Here is a 15,876-nt window from a genome sequence, read left to right as displayed (position 1 = left end):
ACCTTTATGTCTGAAGAAGAAGAAATTATCGAAGAAGAAATACAACAGTTGTATGGAACGACGGAACGAACAATAGTTCTCAATGCCGAATCGTTTCAACTGCCGATTCTTTCGCTCAAACGCATTGAACCGGTTTGTTTGGAAGAAGGAAATACCGTTCAATACGCAATGGAGTTGATGATTCGGCATAACATCGGATGTATGCTGATAACCAAAAACAAAAAAATCTCCGGCATTATTACCGAAGGAGACATTGCACGCCTCATCGTTGGTGCAAAGAAACATGCTGAAACATTAAACGTTGAGGACATTATGACGAACAATCCGGAAACCAAACATGCAAACGATTCACTTGCATTTGTCTTGAACGAAATGGTGTTGGGCGGATATCGTCATGTTCCGCTTGTTGATGAAAATGATATTCCACTTGCCGTTATTTCCGTAAGTGATATTATGCGGTACCTCGTTAGTTTTTTTTCGGAAGAGATATTGAATCTTCCGCCGAAACACATAGAAACAACCAATGAACGTGAAGGTGCGTAATACTATTTTCAGAAAAAACAAACTCAATAATTTTTTTCATTTCTCTATCTCTCAATAATATTCAATCACTATTGAAAACATCATCAAGGAGTAATGTATGGTCGAAAATAAATCCGGTGTAAAACGTGTAGGTATTCTTACCGGTGGCGGCGATTGTCCCGGTTTAAATGCCGTAATACGAAGCGTAGCAAAACCACTGATGTCGTACCTTGGTGTTACTATAGTTGGTATCGAAGATGGCTTTGAAGGAATGGTGCAAGGAAGAAAGCGCGAACTCACATATCGAGATGTATCGGGCATTATCGGACTTGGTGGAACAATTATTGGAACTTCCAACAAGGGAGACCCGTATCATTTTCCCGTGGAGAACGATGGAAAAATCGTTGTCGAAGATTGTTCACCGCAAGCGATTCAACATTATTTCGACTGGAAATTAGATGCGCTTGTTGCGATTGGCGGCGATGGAACAATGCACATCGCAGAGAAACTTTCACGCGCGGGCTTAAACATTGTTGGCATTCCGAAAACCATAGATAACGATTTGATGGGAACGGACATAACATTCGGACACGATTCTGCAATTGCTATTGCTACTGATGCCGTTGACCGCTTGCAAACTACTGCTTCGGCTCATAAACGCGTTATGGTTCTCGAAGTGATGGGACGATATGCCGGATGGATTGCGCTTGCTTCTGCTATCGCGGGAGCGGCGGATGTCGTGTTAATTCCGGAAATACCGTTCACTATCGAGAATGTGAACAGATATTGCTTAAAGAGAAGCACACGCGCAAGGTTCACGATTATTGTTGTTGCTGAAGGCGCAAAAGAACAAGGCGGCGAACTTGTTGTTGCGGAAAAAGACGTAAAACGTACCGACCCGATTCGACTTGGAGGTATTGGCAATTATATTTCAAAACGTATTCAAGAGGAAAGCGGTTTGGAAACACGTGCTACTATTCTTGGACACGTACAACGAGGCGGAACGCCAACGCATTTTGATAGACTTCTTGCAACAAAATACGGAACTATGGCGGCGAAAACAGTTGCGGATGGTACGTTCAACCGTATGGTGAGTCTCCGCGGAAGAGATATTGTTACAGTTCCGCTCAACGAAGTTATTGGGAAACAACGATTGGTTTCGTATGATGACCAAATGGTTTATGCTGCAAAATCGGTCGGAATGACCTTTGGCGACGAATAATTATTCATGGATGTTACGAAGATTTGGCAATTTCAGTACAAAATTCAAATGACGAATAAATTTCAACATCAAAAATCCAATATGCAAACACGTCAGTTTGGTTATTTTGATGGCGTGATTATCAGAGTTGTTGCATTTCAGCACGACCGTAAACGGTCTTGCTGGCGAAAAAAGAATCATCAATGATTCTTTGATTCAAACCCGATATCAACTCTTCTGAAACATTACCTATTTGAGTTTTGTTTTTTGATTTTATTAGTAGAAGACTTTGCAAAACTTCTTGCTTTTGTCATTTGAGCGTTGGAATTTTTTCTTGAAACCAATTCTTGTATAACATCAGTTACTCATTACTTTCACCCGCTCGCCGGGAAAGTTCTTTAATATTCATTCAAAATTGTCTCCAAGAAAAACACCAAACAAACTTTCTCCCGAACTCCTGCTCAATGCGTATTCTATCGGTGTATTTCCGATGGCAGACGGAAACAGCGAAGAGATCGTATGGTATGCTCCCGAACCGCGTGCGATTTTACCCCTCGATGCGTTCAATGTTTCCAGAAGTCTTCGGCAAACAATAAAGAAATATATCTTTGACATTCGCATAGATACTTCGTTTGAACATGTGATTCGTTCTTGCGCCACAAGAAGAGAAACGTGGATTTCCGAAGAGATTATTTCTGCGTATTGTGAATTACATCGGTTAGGGTATGCGCATAGTGTAGAATCGTGGAAGAATGAATCATTAGTTGGCGGATTATACGGTGTTGCAATCTGCGCGGCGTTTTTTGGCGAATCTATGTTTTCAACTATGCGCGACGCATCCAAAGTTGCATTATGTTTTTTGGTGCAGCACATAAAACAGCGCGGTTTTCAGCTCCTCGATACGCAATACATCACTCCCCACCTTCAGCGATTCGGCGCAACAGAAATTCCCCGCAAAGAATATCTTCGACTACTCAAAAAGGCAATTTCTGCAAATACTGTTACTTTCTGAACGTTCAACTTCGGTATCGCTAATCCTTCAAGGTATACAGAATACAACAATGTTTAGAAACTCACCATTGTAAGCATTTTCATTTTCTCCCGAGTATTCATGGAAAACCCCTCGAACACCGAAGTTACGCAAACGGGTGTTTACATTTGATTTGGAATTGACTATACTTGTCACGAAAAATAACTATATCAAGTTTTTTTATTACAAAAACATTTATTCATATTTAATCAGGGGAAGTGTAATATGTTCTCATATTGTTTTTCTCCACTTGCATAATGTTGTTTCAAGAATATCAGTAACACAAAATGCCATTTTGTGTTACATTGTTTCTCAAATAATTATTGCCACAAGAGTTGTTGTTGGTATTGTTCCCCGAATATCGAAGATTCGCTGAGGCGAAAAGTTCGTGGCAATATTGTAAAACAAGAATCTTTCTCGTCCAAATGCAAACAACAAAGATTGTTGTTCTACATTTTTTTCTTCCTTCATCCTTCTTACTTTCTCAAGGATACTCCACCGACGCAAACACGGTATTGCCGCAGAAGAATCCGCTCCAGAAAAAAGTTTTGGGAATTGAACAACGAAGAACTTGAAGAAGGAGAACATGAGATAGAATTTGACGCAAATACATTATCAAGCGGAGTATACTTTTACAGACTCGTCGTTGATGATGGATTGTATATGGAAACGAAAAAATTATTACTACTTAAATAATTTTTTTAAAAAGAAATTAAACGCCAATAGAAAATATTTTGTTGGCGTTTTTTTATTGATTTGTGATTTGTAAATAGAATTTGCACGATTTGCGCACTCTTCTTATATTTATTTAGACTAAATCTAAATAAGACGATTTCAATGACACATTTTGAGATGCCAATTCTTGAGAAAACACTTTTTGATATTCCATCCGGAACTGAAGTTTTTGTACAACGACTTACTTCCGAACCGCAATTATGTGAACGATTGCGCGAAATGGGATTTTGTGAAAAAGCAAAAATCAAATGCGTATCGAATGGTGGAAATGGATTGATTTGTCAAATATGCAACAGCAGAATTAGTATTAACGAAATGCTTGCGAAACAAATCATCGTTTCGGAAAATATTTATGCGTGAACTTCCCCTCAGCGAATTAGTTATCGGCACACAAGGAAAAGTCAGCCAACTCAACGGAACAGACGCATCACTTCGTCAACGTTTGATGGAAATGGGAATTATTCGCGGAACTACAGTTTCCGTTGAACGACTTGCTCCGCTTGGCGACCCGATTGAAATAAACGTTCGCGGGTATCGTCTCTCGCTTCGGAAAAAAGAAGCCGAACATATTTTTGTGCAATGTGAGTAACATTCAAACAAATTCTGCAAAAACAATTCCAACAAACATCGCAATTGTTGGAAATCCGAACTGCGGCAAAACTACACTTTTCAACGCTCTCACCGGTCTCAAACAAAAAGTAGGAAATTATCCCGGCGTAACTGTCGAAAAAAAAGAAGGGAAAATTTCTCTCGGCGGAACGGAGATTACTCTCCTCGATTTGCCCGGAACCTACAGTCTTATCTCCCGTTCTCCCGACGAAAAAATTTCAGCCGATATTCTCCTCGGACAAAACGAAATTACTGAAGCGCCGCAAACGGTAATTTGCGTTGTAGATGCAAGCAATCTCGAACGCAATCTTTTTCTCACTTCACAAATAATTGATTTACAAATTCCCGTTATCATTGCGTTAACGATGAATGATAATGCAGAGCAATCAGGAATTACAGTTGACGCAAAAAAACTTTCTCAATCGCTTGGTGTTCCCGTTATAAAAGTAAATGCGCCTCAAAAAAAAGGAATAGATAAACTTCTTTTTGCAATTACTGATTTAAGTACATCGCAAATAGTTTCCCGTCAATGGAAAATGCCGGAAGAAGTTGAACGAAGTTGTTCTGAAATACAGCAACTACTTTCACAAGAAAAAAAATATACCTCATCGCTTGCGTTTTTTGAATCTCTTCGCTTGCTTTCCGTAGATGATTTTCATTCCAATGGATTTGAAACGTTGAACAATGAAACAAAAAAGAAAATTGAAACGCACTTAAAAAATCTTGATGAAAGCGGAATTGATAGACGAGCAATAGCAATTGAATCACGTTACTCGTGGATTCAGTCGGTGTGTCAACAAGTTCTTCACATTGAAACGGTTTCACAATCCATCAGCGATAAACTCGATAAAATTTTCACACATAAAGTTTGGGGATTTGCAGTATTTCTCACGCTGATGGGATTTATGTTCCACGCAATTTTCACGTGGGCAAATTATCCGATGGAATTAATAGGAAGTGCAGTAAGTATTCTCGGAGAAAAATTTTCCGAAATTATTCCCACCGGTGATTTTCAAGATCTAATTGTGAATGGTGTATTTGCGGGAGTTGGAGCGGTCGTAATGTTTCTTCCGCAAATTTTACTTTTGTTTTTCTTTCTCGGATTGCTTGAAGACACAGGGTATATGTCTCGCGCCGCGTTTATAATGGACAAACTGATGTCGAAATTCGGTTTGCACGGAAAATCTTTTATTCCATTGTTGAGTTCATTTGCGTGCGCAATTCCCGGAATAATGGCAACGCGCACAATTGAAAATCGCAAAGATAGAATTGCGACAATCCTTGTCGCGCCCTTAATGAGTTGCAGCGCACGACTTCCTGTGTACACACTGATGATTGCAACTTTTATCCCAAACATCATCATCGGAATTTTTTCTTTGCCTGCACTCATAATGTGTGCAATGTATATTGTCGGAATTGTTGCCGCGCTCGTTGTAGCAACAATATTCAAAAAAACATTACTGAAAAGTGCTCCCGCAATTTTTTTGATGGAACTTCCACAATACAGAAAACCATCACTAAAAACAGTCGGATTATATATGTGGGAACAAGCGTATCAATTTTTGAAAAGCGCAGGAACAATTATTCTCGGTGTTTCGATTATACTTTGGTTTCTCGCAACATATCCGAAAATGGAAAACGCAACATCATCACAACGATTGGAACATAGTTTTGCCGGAAGAATTGGGCAAACGATTGAACCTGTCATAGAACCGCTTGGATTTAATTGGAAAATCGGCGTTGGGTTAATTGGCTCGTTATTGCAGCGCGAAGTTTTTGTCAGCACGATGGGGACGATGTATAATATCGAGGATGAAAACTCCAATGCGTCCCTTATCGAAAAAATGCAAAATGATGTTGATGAAGCAACAGGGAAAAAAATATTTACTCCACTTGTCGCTATTTGTTTAATGATATACTATGTTCTTTCAATGCAGTGTATGTCAACAATAGCAGTAACAAAGAGGGAAACGAACGGATGGAAATGGCCCGCTGTGCAATTTAGTTATATGACAGTACTTGCGTATAGCGTAACATTTACTATACATTTCATCGGAACGGTTTTCGGTTTTTAAAAGGAACAGTTGGTGATGTTTAATTTTTTTATGCATTGGCAAGAAACTCTTTCTCTCGTACTGGTCGCGATTGTTGCGATTATTTTTCTCATAACATTGGTACGTCATCAACGTCAAGGAAAGTATTTTTGCGAACATTCATGCAGTTGCAGTCATAGTCCAAATCAGATTTTCAAAACAGAAAATCATTAAAAATAAACAACGAGTGCGTTCATTTTCCGTCAAGAAAGTAATTGCGCACTCGCGTTCCAAGAAGCAAAAAAGTTTTTTAACTCATATATTCAAACGTTTGCTGCTTCTTTTCGTGCAAAATATACGAAGAGGAAAATGCGTAGCAAATGGTTGAATAATTATTCACTATTACATTACCTTCATTATGAAATATCTCTATTATTTTTCACTCACTCTTTTGTTTTTTTCAACAATGCTGTTTGCAAACGAACGGCATTTTAGTTACACGTATGAAACCGGAATTCTTCCTGTTGGTGCGAGGGAATTGGAAGTATGGAATACGTTCCGTTCCGGGCGCAAAAATTATTATCGCCGATTCGACCATCGAATTGAATACGAAATTGGCGTGGCAACAAATCTTCAACTTGCGTTTTATTTAAACTATTCCCAAAAATTATATCAAGAACGGCAATGGTTTATCAAAGATTCTGCTGCGAATGAAATGCGCGGCGTTTTGCAAAACGATTTCCAAGTAAGTTTTTCGAATGAGTGGAAATATAAATTTTCTGACCCTGTAGCAGATCCCATAGGTTTTGCAATCTATGGCGAATGGACATTGGGATTGAATGAATTTGAACTTGAAGGGAAATTTCTTTTCGATAAAAAAATTGAATCAATGTTGCTTGCACTGAACATTGTTGCCGAACAAGAATGGGAAACGGAAATTGAAAACGATGAACGTGAAACGAAAAGCGAAACGAAATTGGAATTAGACGCCGGCGTTTCAAGAATGCTTTCGGCAAATGTCTCTTGCGGAATAGAAGCGCGACAGCTCAATGTTATCAGCGACGGAGAAGTTGAACATTCTGCAATATTTCTCGGTCCTGTTGTTTCATATGCTACGGAACAATGGTGGGCGACATTCACAGTACTTCCGCAAATTGCTTCATTGAAAGAAGGCGCGAACAAACTTGATTTGAAAAAATATGAAAGAATTCAGGCGCGTTTATTGTTTTCGTTCCACTTATAAAATGAAAAAGGTATTATTTTATCTTGCGCTTGCTGTGCAAATACCGTTCTTTGGTTCGTGCGCAGGAACAATTCCATATCCGAATGAAAGGCATATTCAATATGCGCAATCAAAATGGTTGGGAACAACGCTTATGGATTTACATCAAGGACGTGAGTTATACATTGTCAAATGTTCCGGTTGTCATACGCTATACGAACCTCAGAAACGTTCAGAATTTCAATGGAATGAAATATTGAATGAAATGAAATCGCGAGTTAAAATAACTGAAGACGAAACAGAATTGATACTAAAATATCTTATCTCTGCGCAAACTAACTCTTCGTCCAAACTCGATTCATCAGAAACACAATAGATAAGAGTTGAAAAAAAAAACGTGAGGTTCGAGTGAACTTCACGTTTTTTTTTGTAGAAAGAAATGTGTATTACTTCATCAGTACCATCTTCTTCACATCCACAAACGTTTTGCTTTCGCTTGCAGATGTAAGACGATAGAAATATACTCCACTTGATAACCGCGATGCATCGAACTGAACTTCGTGCAACCCTTCTTCCATTGCTTCGTTGTTCAATAGCGTTGCAACTTCTTCGCCAAGTATGTTATAAACTTTCAATGTAATATTTCCACCAGTTGATAGTGCATAGTGAATAGTTGTAAGTGGATTAAACGGATTGGGATAGTTTTGGTACAGTGAAAATGAATTGGGAATTTCAATGCGAACTAGTTGCAAGAGTGTATTCGATGTTGTTTTTGTTGACGGAGGATTGACAATACTTCCGCTATCCGTTGGAGTTTTTACTCCTTTGAGAGTAATCGCGTAAGGTTTCTTCTTGCCATCGGAAGTATTGATTCCTTTGACTGCGTTTGAATCAATAAGAATATTTGTATCTGCAAATTCTGCCGCAAAGAAATTATTGATTGGCTTGAGTATAGTTTCAACAAAGAGCGCAATACTGTTGTAAGCAGTTACGTTGGTAATATTATATTTTTCCCAATATGTCATAATACTATCGAGGAAAAGTCCGATATCAGTAAGATTTTCTCCCTTCATATTTTTTCCTGCGAGGTAACCGTCTTTCGTAAGAATTAAATTGCCGAATTCTGGAGGAGTGATATTATTTGCACTTGAAAGTAAGTTTAAGTTAAATAATACTCCTTGCTCAATTGCAGGGTTATTAAACTGATTTCGAGATGCTTTAATTGCTTTTTTCAATCGTGTTGTTGAACCGGGTTTGTAATCGAGCGGATATGATTGCAAATTGTGAATTCCGATAAAGAGTTTTGCAAGTTCATTTGCCTTCTTGTATGCAACCCACGCATAAAATTTTGCGCTATCGGTGCTTTGCTCAACACCTAAAAATTTATTGTCTTTTTTCGGCAATTTCGTAAATAAGTTTTCGGCGGCTGTTAAATGGTTAGGACTTGTTTTCATAACTCCGGTTTTTGTATTGATTACCATTTTTACAGATCTCCCGCCCAAACCGGAACTTGAATTAAATGTTCTGTATCCATTAGAATCGGGAATGACAAAAGTTTTTTCTACAGCGAACGGTGAACCAACATTACTATTATCAATTGCCTGAACACTCCAGTAAAATGTGCCGATTGGTAAATTATTGATTGCCCACGAAGTGTCGTGGTTTACATTTCCTAATACTGTAGTTGTTCTGAATCCGGTTGAATCATTTTGAGCAAACGGAGAAACTATTTCAACGCCTTCAGAAGTGGTACCAATTCTGATTGCATAAGAGAGTCCTTTTTTCGGAGTTTTTGAATCTGTAGATTTGTTCCATCGAAGTGTTACTTTTGAGTTAACTATTGTTGCACTTAAACCTGCAGGAGAGGAAGGCGCAGTGTTAACGGAATCATTAATGTTTTGATAGAAGCGAGAAATTCGAGTTGTTGCAGAATCGCCGCAAATGAAAATATCCAAATCATTATCTTTATCATAATCGCCAAGCGAAATGAAACTATTTGTTAATCCAACTAACGATGCGCTTATATCAACATACGTTCCGGAACTATCTTTGTAAATCCGTGAAATTCTTGTTGTATCAGTATCTGCCCCTGTTAACGCAACATCCATAATACCATCGAGATTGATATCGCTCCATATAGCATTACCAGAGGAAATACCTGGTAAGCCAGCGGAAATATCAGTGAAAATTCCACTGTTATTTTGATAAATTTTTGTTGCTTTTCCATTTGCATTTTTTCCACAAAGAAGTACATCCAAATCGCCGTCGTTATCGTAATCTCCCCAAACAGCAGAACCACTTCCTAACGTATCTATGGCTGCACTTATGTCTGAAAAAACACCATTGGTGTTCTGATAGATTTTTGTTGCAGGGATTGTCCCTGTAAATCCTGTTTGTAAAATATCTAAGTCGCCGTCATTATCATAATCACCCCATGCAACAGTGCCTTTCGCGATTCCGGTTAAAGTAGCATTAGCATCTGCGAATGTTCCGCCATTATTTTGGAAAATTTTTGTAACCGTAATTGAATCGGTGGTAATGCCGGCAAGCAAAATATCCAAGTCGCCATCATTATCATAATCTCCCCACGCGACGGAACTTGAATTTACAGGAGTGATGGATGTTATTACTTCAGTGAAAGCAGTTATATCATTTTTATATAACTTAGCAACATATTGAGAAGTACTTCCACCGTATCCAGTAAGGAGGATGTCTAAGTCGCCGTCATTATCATAATCTCCCCACGCAACGCTTCCAGAAGAGACAGATGCGAGCGGAGCAAAGTTGGAAAACGTTCCTCCATCGTTTTTATATATTTTTGCAATACGATTAGATGCGGTTGCACCAATGACGGCAATATCCAAATCACCGTCGTTGTCAAAATCTCCCCACGCTGAATTTCCTGAACTTACAGCAGTAATTGAACTGCTTATTCCCGTAAAGGTTTGCGCGTAGAGAGAGAGCGTGAATGAACTAATTGAAAGTAAAGCAATAATGAAAATATTACGAATGTTATTTATGAAGTAAGTAATTAATAGCATAACAATTTATCCTTTTACAATTATGTAAGAATTAGTTAAAAATTTTCGACATCAATTTAATAGAAATCAATACAAGAAACAAATTTGCAGATAATGATGTGATGATAATCACTCTATAAAATGATAATAGATTGAAGAACTGAAATTTACATTGTGCACACAGTAAATATTTTTTAAATGGTTTCTATTTGTAACTTGTAATTTATTAGCAATAAATCATATATTGAATACAATATGAAACCGCAAAAACTACATTTTCCTTTTTATTATATCATTCTAATTATTATATCATTTCATTGTGCAGGAATGAATTCTCCTTCTGGTGGCCCCCGTGATACAACTCCACCGACAATTCTCGAAACATTTCCACAACAAAACACATTACAATTTTCTGAAAAACATTTTTCACTTTCGTTCAATGAATGGATGAATAAACAAAGTGTAGAAAATGCGTTGTTCATTTCGCCGAGTTTGGGAAAGTTGGAATTTAATTGGAGTGGCGAAGATGTTGATGTGGAATTTTCTAATGCGTTGAATGAGAACACGACGTATGTAATTACAGTCGGAACTGATGCATCGGATAATCACGGGATAAAACTGAAAGAAAGTTTTTCGCTTGCATTTTCAACGGGAATCGCAATTGATTCGGGAAAAATTTCCGGAAAAGTCTTTGATGAAAAAGCAAGCGGCGTAATGATTTTTGCGTATTCCAATCGTCATCATTCGTTCGATACGCTTTCTCCTTCGACAATTTCTCCCGATTATATTTCACAAACCGGAAATGATGGAACGTTCACACTCGACCATTTAGCAGAAGGAACATATCGTATTTTTGCAGTGCGTGATGAAGAGCGAAATTTATTGTTTGATGTTGAATCGAATGAAATTGGCATTGCAAGAAATGATGTTGCATTAAACGATTCTATCAACGAAATTCACGATGTCAATTTTCGTTTGAGTAAAATTGATGAAACAAAACCGTTTTTACTTTCCGCTAAAAATATTTCTTTGAATGAAATTGAATTGAGTTTCAGTGAAGTAATTGATATGTCAAAATTATCAGAAGCAAAAATTCAAATCATTAACACTAACAAACGTGAATTGGTAATCAAAAATATCTTCCCGGAAATTCCTTCACAAAAAAAACTTTTTCTTGAAACACAAGAGCAAGATTCCAACGAACACTATTTTGTTACAGTTACGAATGTTTTTGATACTTCGGGAAATGGAATCAATGAAGCACAAAACACGATTTCATTTATTTCTACAAGCATTAGCGATACTATTCCTCCAAGCATAATTTCACTCACGCCGATTTTTGTTGATAGCATTCGTGGAATTGAATTGCAACCGAATATCCTTTGCATTTTCAGCGAATCAATCAACGAAGAGAAAATTGAAAATGCTTTTCTATTTCAAGATTCTTCAAAGAATAATATTTCTTTTGAATTGAATATTATTACTCAGCGAACAATTTCTATTTCACCAAGACAAAAATTGCAAAGCGATAGTTGGTTTGTATTTTCAATAATGCTTGATTCGGTTGAAGATAAATACGGTTTGCATTTAAAAGATTCAATGCTTGTTCGCCATTTCAGAACGACAAACGAAAACGAAATTGGAATTTTAAAAGGGAAAATTGCTATGGAAAGAAATGAGAAAAATAATTCTCGTTATTTCGTTTCGGCAAAAAATATTGAACGCAAGAATTTTGTTCAACAAGTAGAAGCAAACGAAAAAAAAGAATTTGAATTCAACAATCTTGTTCAAGGAAAATACGTTCTCTCTGCATTTCGAGACGATGACGAAAACAAAAAATATTCTTACGGAAAAACATTTCCATTTTCTACTGCAGAAATTTTCACGGAAAGTTCAGATACGCTCAAAGTTCGTGCAAGATGGAGCGTTGAAGGAATTCAATTAAAAATTAGGAATTAGGAATGAAAAATTTTGTCATCCCGAACTTGTTTCGGGATCTTTTTCCTAATCAAGATGCTGAAACAAGTTCAGCATGACGAACTAATGTTTTAGTGAATCGGGAATCGAAAGCGAATCGAGAGGAATTTCTATCAGCGGTTTTTCTGGAGGAAATTTTCTCACCCTATCCGGAACAATCCACGCATTTGCAAAACCGAGTTGAATGAGATTTGTTTTCATTTCTTCCGCGGCAACTCTGTCTTGAAAATCTCCCACCCGAATTCTATACAACGGCGCATCGAATACAATATACACCCAATCGTTTTCGAGTTTCGGATTGACGTTTTGAAAAAATAATTTTGCCGAGTCAATATCTTGCGATAGGTACACTTGCACGCGAAATCCCGACATCATTTCTTCAACGGGAATTTCTTCTTCCTTCACCGTATCAATCGTCGTTGTTGGAATTGTATCGGGAAAATCTTCTTCGAGGTAATCGGAAGGATTGAATTGTGATTCGTGGAATGCAAGAAATGTTTTTCGTTCTTCTGCGATTTCACGTTTGCGTAATTCTTCCGTGCTTGTGCAACTTGAAGTCAAAAGAAGTAAAAGAATGTTGAACGCGAAAAAAGAGAGTTTCACGTTGCGTGTTACGAGTTGCAAGTTTCTCAACCTAAAATGTAAAATATAAAATCTAAAATTTAACGTCATTTGTAATTAGTCATTTTTCATTAGTAAATTTACAAATGACTAATTACGAATAACTAATGACATATAACGAATAACAATAATCCCAATAATACCAAGTGAAAAAACTTAATACGTTCCCTTAGGTGCTTCTTCACCCAAAACAATTTTCACACTCGCGCTCGCACCAATTCTGTCCGCGCCGCTTTCAATCATCGTGAGCGCATCTTGTTGTGTGCGAACGCCACCGCTTGCTTTCACTCCCAACGCGCTTCCGACAACGTACCGCATCAATGCAATATCGCCAGCAGTTGCGCCGCCTTTGGAAAATCCCGTTGACGTTTTTACAAAATCCGCATTTGCTTTTTTGCAGAGAACGCACGCAATTACTTTTTCTTCGTCAGTGAGCAAACACGTTTCCAAAATTACTTTCAACATTCCGCGATTGCGATGCGCGATTTTTGCAACAGAGAAAACATCATTCTCCACGTACGCATAATCTTTTGATTTCAATCTGCCGACGTTCAACACCATATCCAATTCTTGTGCGCCATCATCAACGGCTTGCATCGCTTCGGTAACTTTCGATTGTGTTGAAGTTGCGCCAAGCGGGAAACCAATCACCGTGCAAACTTTCACCGGAGTGTTGTGTAATAATTTTGCGCACAACGAAACGTAACTCGGATTGATGCACACACTTGCGAACGAATATTTTTTTGCTTCGGTGCACAGTTTTTCAACTTCGGAAATTGTCGCTTCGGGTTTGAGCAGCGTGTGGTCAATCATTCGCGCGATGTCATTCTCAACGCCGCCGCCTTCTTCCACGCCGATGCTTGCAGAAATTCTCGATGCGCCGCTTTGCACAATGTTGCGTACGCCTTCTTTGTTATGCACGACGCACAAATAATTATTGCACACGCCGTCTTTGCAGCAGAGATGTGAATCGGAAGTCGAGCGTTGTAATGCGCTGTGAACGAGGGAATCTATTGTTGTCATAAAATTTCTATAAAGATACTAATTGCACATCTTCTACACCAGCGATGTTGGATAAGTTTCGCAACACGTTTTCGGAAATTGGTGAATCAACTGTCATCACGGTGAGTGCTTTTGTTCCAACGCCGTAACGACCAAGCGAAACGTTGCCGATATTTATTTTTCCATCAGCGAGAATTTTCGATGCGGCGGCTAACATTCCCGGTTGGTCAATGTTGGAATAAAAAAGCAAATGTCCTTCGGGAATCACTTCAAAATAAAATTCATCAATCTCCACGATGCGCAAATTCGATGTTCCGAAAACTGTTCCGGCAAAACTGCGTTTCTCTTTTTCAGTTTTGAATTCCACTTTGAGTAATTGTGAATACGCATTGTGTTCCATTCCTTTTTTCTCAATGACTTCAATGCCGCGCTCTTTTGCAATCGAAATTGCATTGATGAAATTTACCGGTTCGGAAAGTAACACGTTAAATGTTCCTTTCAATACTGCGGAAATGAGAATCGGAAGCGAATCGTTGAGTTGCGCGCCAAACGTTGAAACAGAAATCGAACGCAAATTTCCTTTGAGTAATTGCGCAGTAAGTTTGCCGAATTTTTCCGCAAGTTGAATAAACGGTTTCGTTTCTTCTTTAAGCGCAAGTTGAATTGCATCGCCATTGATTGCGCCGGAAATTCCACGCTCGAGTAAATAATCCGCAATTTGCTCAGCGATTTGTAACGCGACTTTTTCCTGCGCTTCTTCCGTTGATGCGCCGAGATGCGGTGTTGCAATGATGTTTGGATGTTTGAGAAGCGGAGAATCTTTTGGCGGTTCGTTTTCAAACACATCGAGCGCGGCGCCGGCAACAGAACCGGTTTCCAAACTTTGCAGCAAATCATTTTCATTCACCAATCCACCACGCGCGCAATTGATGATGCGAACTCCTTGTTTGCATTTCTTCAGCGTTTCTTTGTTCAAAAGATTTTTTGTTTCGTCGTTGAGCGGTGTGTGCAGCGTAATAAAATCCGCGCGGCGATAAATTTCTTCAAGCGAAACAAATTCGATTTTCATTTTCGTTGCAACATCGGGAGCAAGCACGGGGTCGAATCCGATGACGTTCATTTCAAATGCTTGCGCGCGTTTTGCAACTTCGCGTCCGACTTTTCCCAAACCGACAACGCCGATTGTTTTTCCCTGCAATTCCGTTCCGAGAAATTTTTTGCGTTCCCATTCGTTGCGTTGAAGACTTGCATTCGCTTGCGGAATTTTTCTTGCAAGCGAAAGCAACAGCGACATTGTGTGTTCCGCCGTGGAAATCGTGTTGCCGCCGGGAGTATTCATCACCAAAATTCCTTTGCGTGTTGCGGCATCAGCATCAATATTATCAACGCCGACACCAGCGCGACCGATGACTTTCAGATTTTTCGCCGCAGAAATTATTTCGTTCGTCATTTGCGTTGCGCTGCGAACTACAACTGCATCGTACTCGGGAATTATTTTCAGTAATTCGTCTTTGGAAAGTTTCGGTTTCTCATCAACAGAAAAATTTTCTGCTCTGAGTTTTTGCGCGCACGTTGCTTCGATGGAATCGAGAAGTAAGACTTTCAATGGAGTATATGAGTAGTTGAGATTATGAGATGTTGAGGTAGTGAGATTTATGTTATCACCGCAAAGTACGATACACTTCGTTTCTATGTCTTACATAGTGAATCATTACAATATTTGAAATGGTATTTACATCATACACGATGCGGTAATCTCCAATGCGAATGCGATAAAGTTTTTCTGCCGCAGAGAGTTTAAGCGAACCAACGGGAAATGGATTTGTTTTCAATTTCTCGAAATGCTTCCAAACTCTTTTCAGTATTGAATTAGGAAGTTTATCCAAATCCTTTTCAACCGACGG

The 15,876-nt window shown here is 38.6% G+C and carries 14 protein-coding genes; 9 read left to right on the top strand and 5 right to left on the bottom strand.

Annotation, left to right across the window (positions count from 1 at the left end; genetic code table 11):
• Positions 1-6 precede the first annotated feature (6 nt).
• The 8 genes from FJ218_02455 to FJ218_02420 all read left to right on the top strand — a co-directional run bounded on the left by FJ218_02455 (position 7) and on the right by FJ218_02420 (position 7,728).
• Positions 7-543, top strand: coding sequence for a CBS domain-containing protein (locus FJ218_02455; protein MBM4165772.1), 537 nt, complete (start codon positions 7-9; stop codon positions 541-543).
• 97 nt (positions 544-640) lie between these two features.
• Positions 641-1,744, top strand: coding sequence for an ATP-dependent 6-phosphofructokinase (locus FJ218_02450; GenBank protein MBM4165771.1), 1,104 nt, complete (start codon positions 641-643; stop codon positions 1,742-1,744).
• Between the two features lie 394 nt (positions 1,745-2,138).
• Positions 2,139-2,735 carry a leucyl/phenylalanyl-tRNA--protein transferase gene (locus tag FJ218_02445; protein ID MBM4165770.1) on the top strand — a complete coding sequence of 199 codons (597 nt, stop codon included), beginning with the start codon at positions 2,139-2,141 and terminating at the stop codon, positions 2,733-2,735.
• Between the two features lie 855 nt (positions 2,736-3,590).
• A complete protein-coding gene (locus FJ218_02440; GenBank protein ID MBM4165769.1) occupies positions 3,591-3,848 on the top strand; it encodes a ferrous iron transport protein A in 258 nt (85 codons plus the stop codon).
• A complete protein-coding gene (locus tag FJ218_02435; GenBank protein ID MBM4165768.1) occupies positions 3,841-4,077 on the top strand; it encodes a ferrous iron transport protein A in 237 nt (78 codons plus the stop codon). The genes FJ218_02440 and FJ218_02435 overlap by 8 nt, the downstream gene beginning before the upstream one ends.
• Positions 4,070-6,172: a ferrous iron transport protein B gene (feoB, locus tag FJ218_02430; GenBank protein ID MBM4165767.1), complete on the top strand. Its 2,103-nt coding sequence runs from the start codon at positions 4,070-4,072 to the stop codon at positions 6,170-6,172. Before FJ218_02435 ends, feoB begins: the two co-directional genes overlap by 8 nt.
• 424 nt (positions 6,173-6,596) lie before the next feature.
• Positions 6,597-7,373 (top strand): hypothetical protein, encoded by a 777-nt coding sequence (locus tag FJ218_02425; GenBank protein MBM4165766.1) that lies wholly within the window; start codon positions 6,597-6,599, stop codon positions 7,371-7,373.
• Complete coding sequence (locus tag FJ218_02420) at positions 7,330-7,728, top strand: hypothetical protein (GenBank protein MBM4165765.1); 399 nt, start codon at positions 7,330-7,332, stop codon at positions 7,726-7,728. The genes FJ218_02425 and FJ218_02420 overlap by 44 nt, the downstream gene beginning before the upstream one ends.
• A 70-nt stretch (positions 7,729-7,798) precedes the next feature.
• Here the strand turns inward: FJ218_02420 and FJ218_02415 are convergent, their stop codons facing one another.
• Positions 7,799-10,393, bottom strand: coding sequence for a T9SS type A sorting domain-containing protein (locus FJ218_02415; GenBank protein MBM4165764.1), 2,595 nt, complete (start codon positions 10,391-10,393; stop codon positions 7,799-7,801).
• A gap of 234 nt (positions 10,394-10,627) precedes the next feature.
• Here FJ218_02415 and FJ218_02410 point away from each other — a divergent pair, with 234 nt between their 5' ends.
• Positions 10,628-12,331, top strand: a complete 1,704-nt coding sequence (locus tag FJ218_02410) for a hypothetical protein (protein ID MBM4165763.1) — start codon at positions 10,628-10,630, stop codon at positions 12,329-12,331.
• 81 nt (positions 12,332-12,412) lie between these two features.
• Here the strand turns inward: FJ218_02410 and FJ218_02405 are convergent, their stop codons facing one another.
• The 4 genes from FJ218_02405 to FJ218_02390 all read right to left on the bottom strand — a co-directional run.
• Positions 12,413-13,021 carry an SPOR domain-containing protein gene (locus FJ218_02405; GenBank protein ID MBM4165762.1) on the bottom strand — a complete coding sequence of 203 codons (609 nt, stop codon included), beginning with the start codon at positions 13,019-13,021 and terminating at the stop codon, positions 12,413-12,415.
• Positions 13,022-13,126: 105 nt separating this feature from the next.
• Positions 13,127-13,993 carry a deoxyribose-phosphate aldolase gene (gene deoC / locus FJ218_02400; protein ID MBM4165761.1) on the bottom strand — a complete coding sequence of 289 codons (867 nt, stop codon included), beginning with the start codon at positions 13,991-13,993 and terminating at the stop codon, positions 13,127-13,129.
• Positions 13,994-14,000: 7 nt separating this feature from the next.
• Entirely contained in the window at positions 14,001-15,665 is a 1,665-nt protein-coding gene (locus FJ218_02395; GenBank protein ID MBM4165760.1) for a phosphoglycerate dehydrogenase, read from the bottom strand.
• Positions 15,634-15,876, bottom strand: a 243-nt coding sequence (locus FJ218_02390) for a type II toxin-antitoxin system RelE/ParE family toxin (GenBank protein ID MBM4165759.1), incomplete at its 5' end; no start/stop codon positions are given. The genes FJ218_02390 and FJ218_02395, both read right to left, overlap by 32 nt.

It is taken from the genome of Ignavibacteria bacterium (assembly GCA_016873775.1).
In the GTDB taxonomy this organism is placed as follows: Bacteria; Bacteroidota; Ignavibacteria; order UBA10030; family F1-140-MAGs086; genus JAGXRH01.
This window is presented reverse-complemented; position numbering and strand designations above follow the sequence as displayed.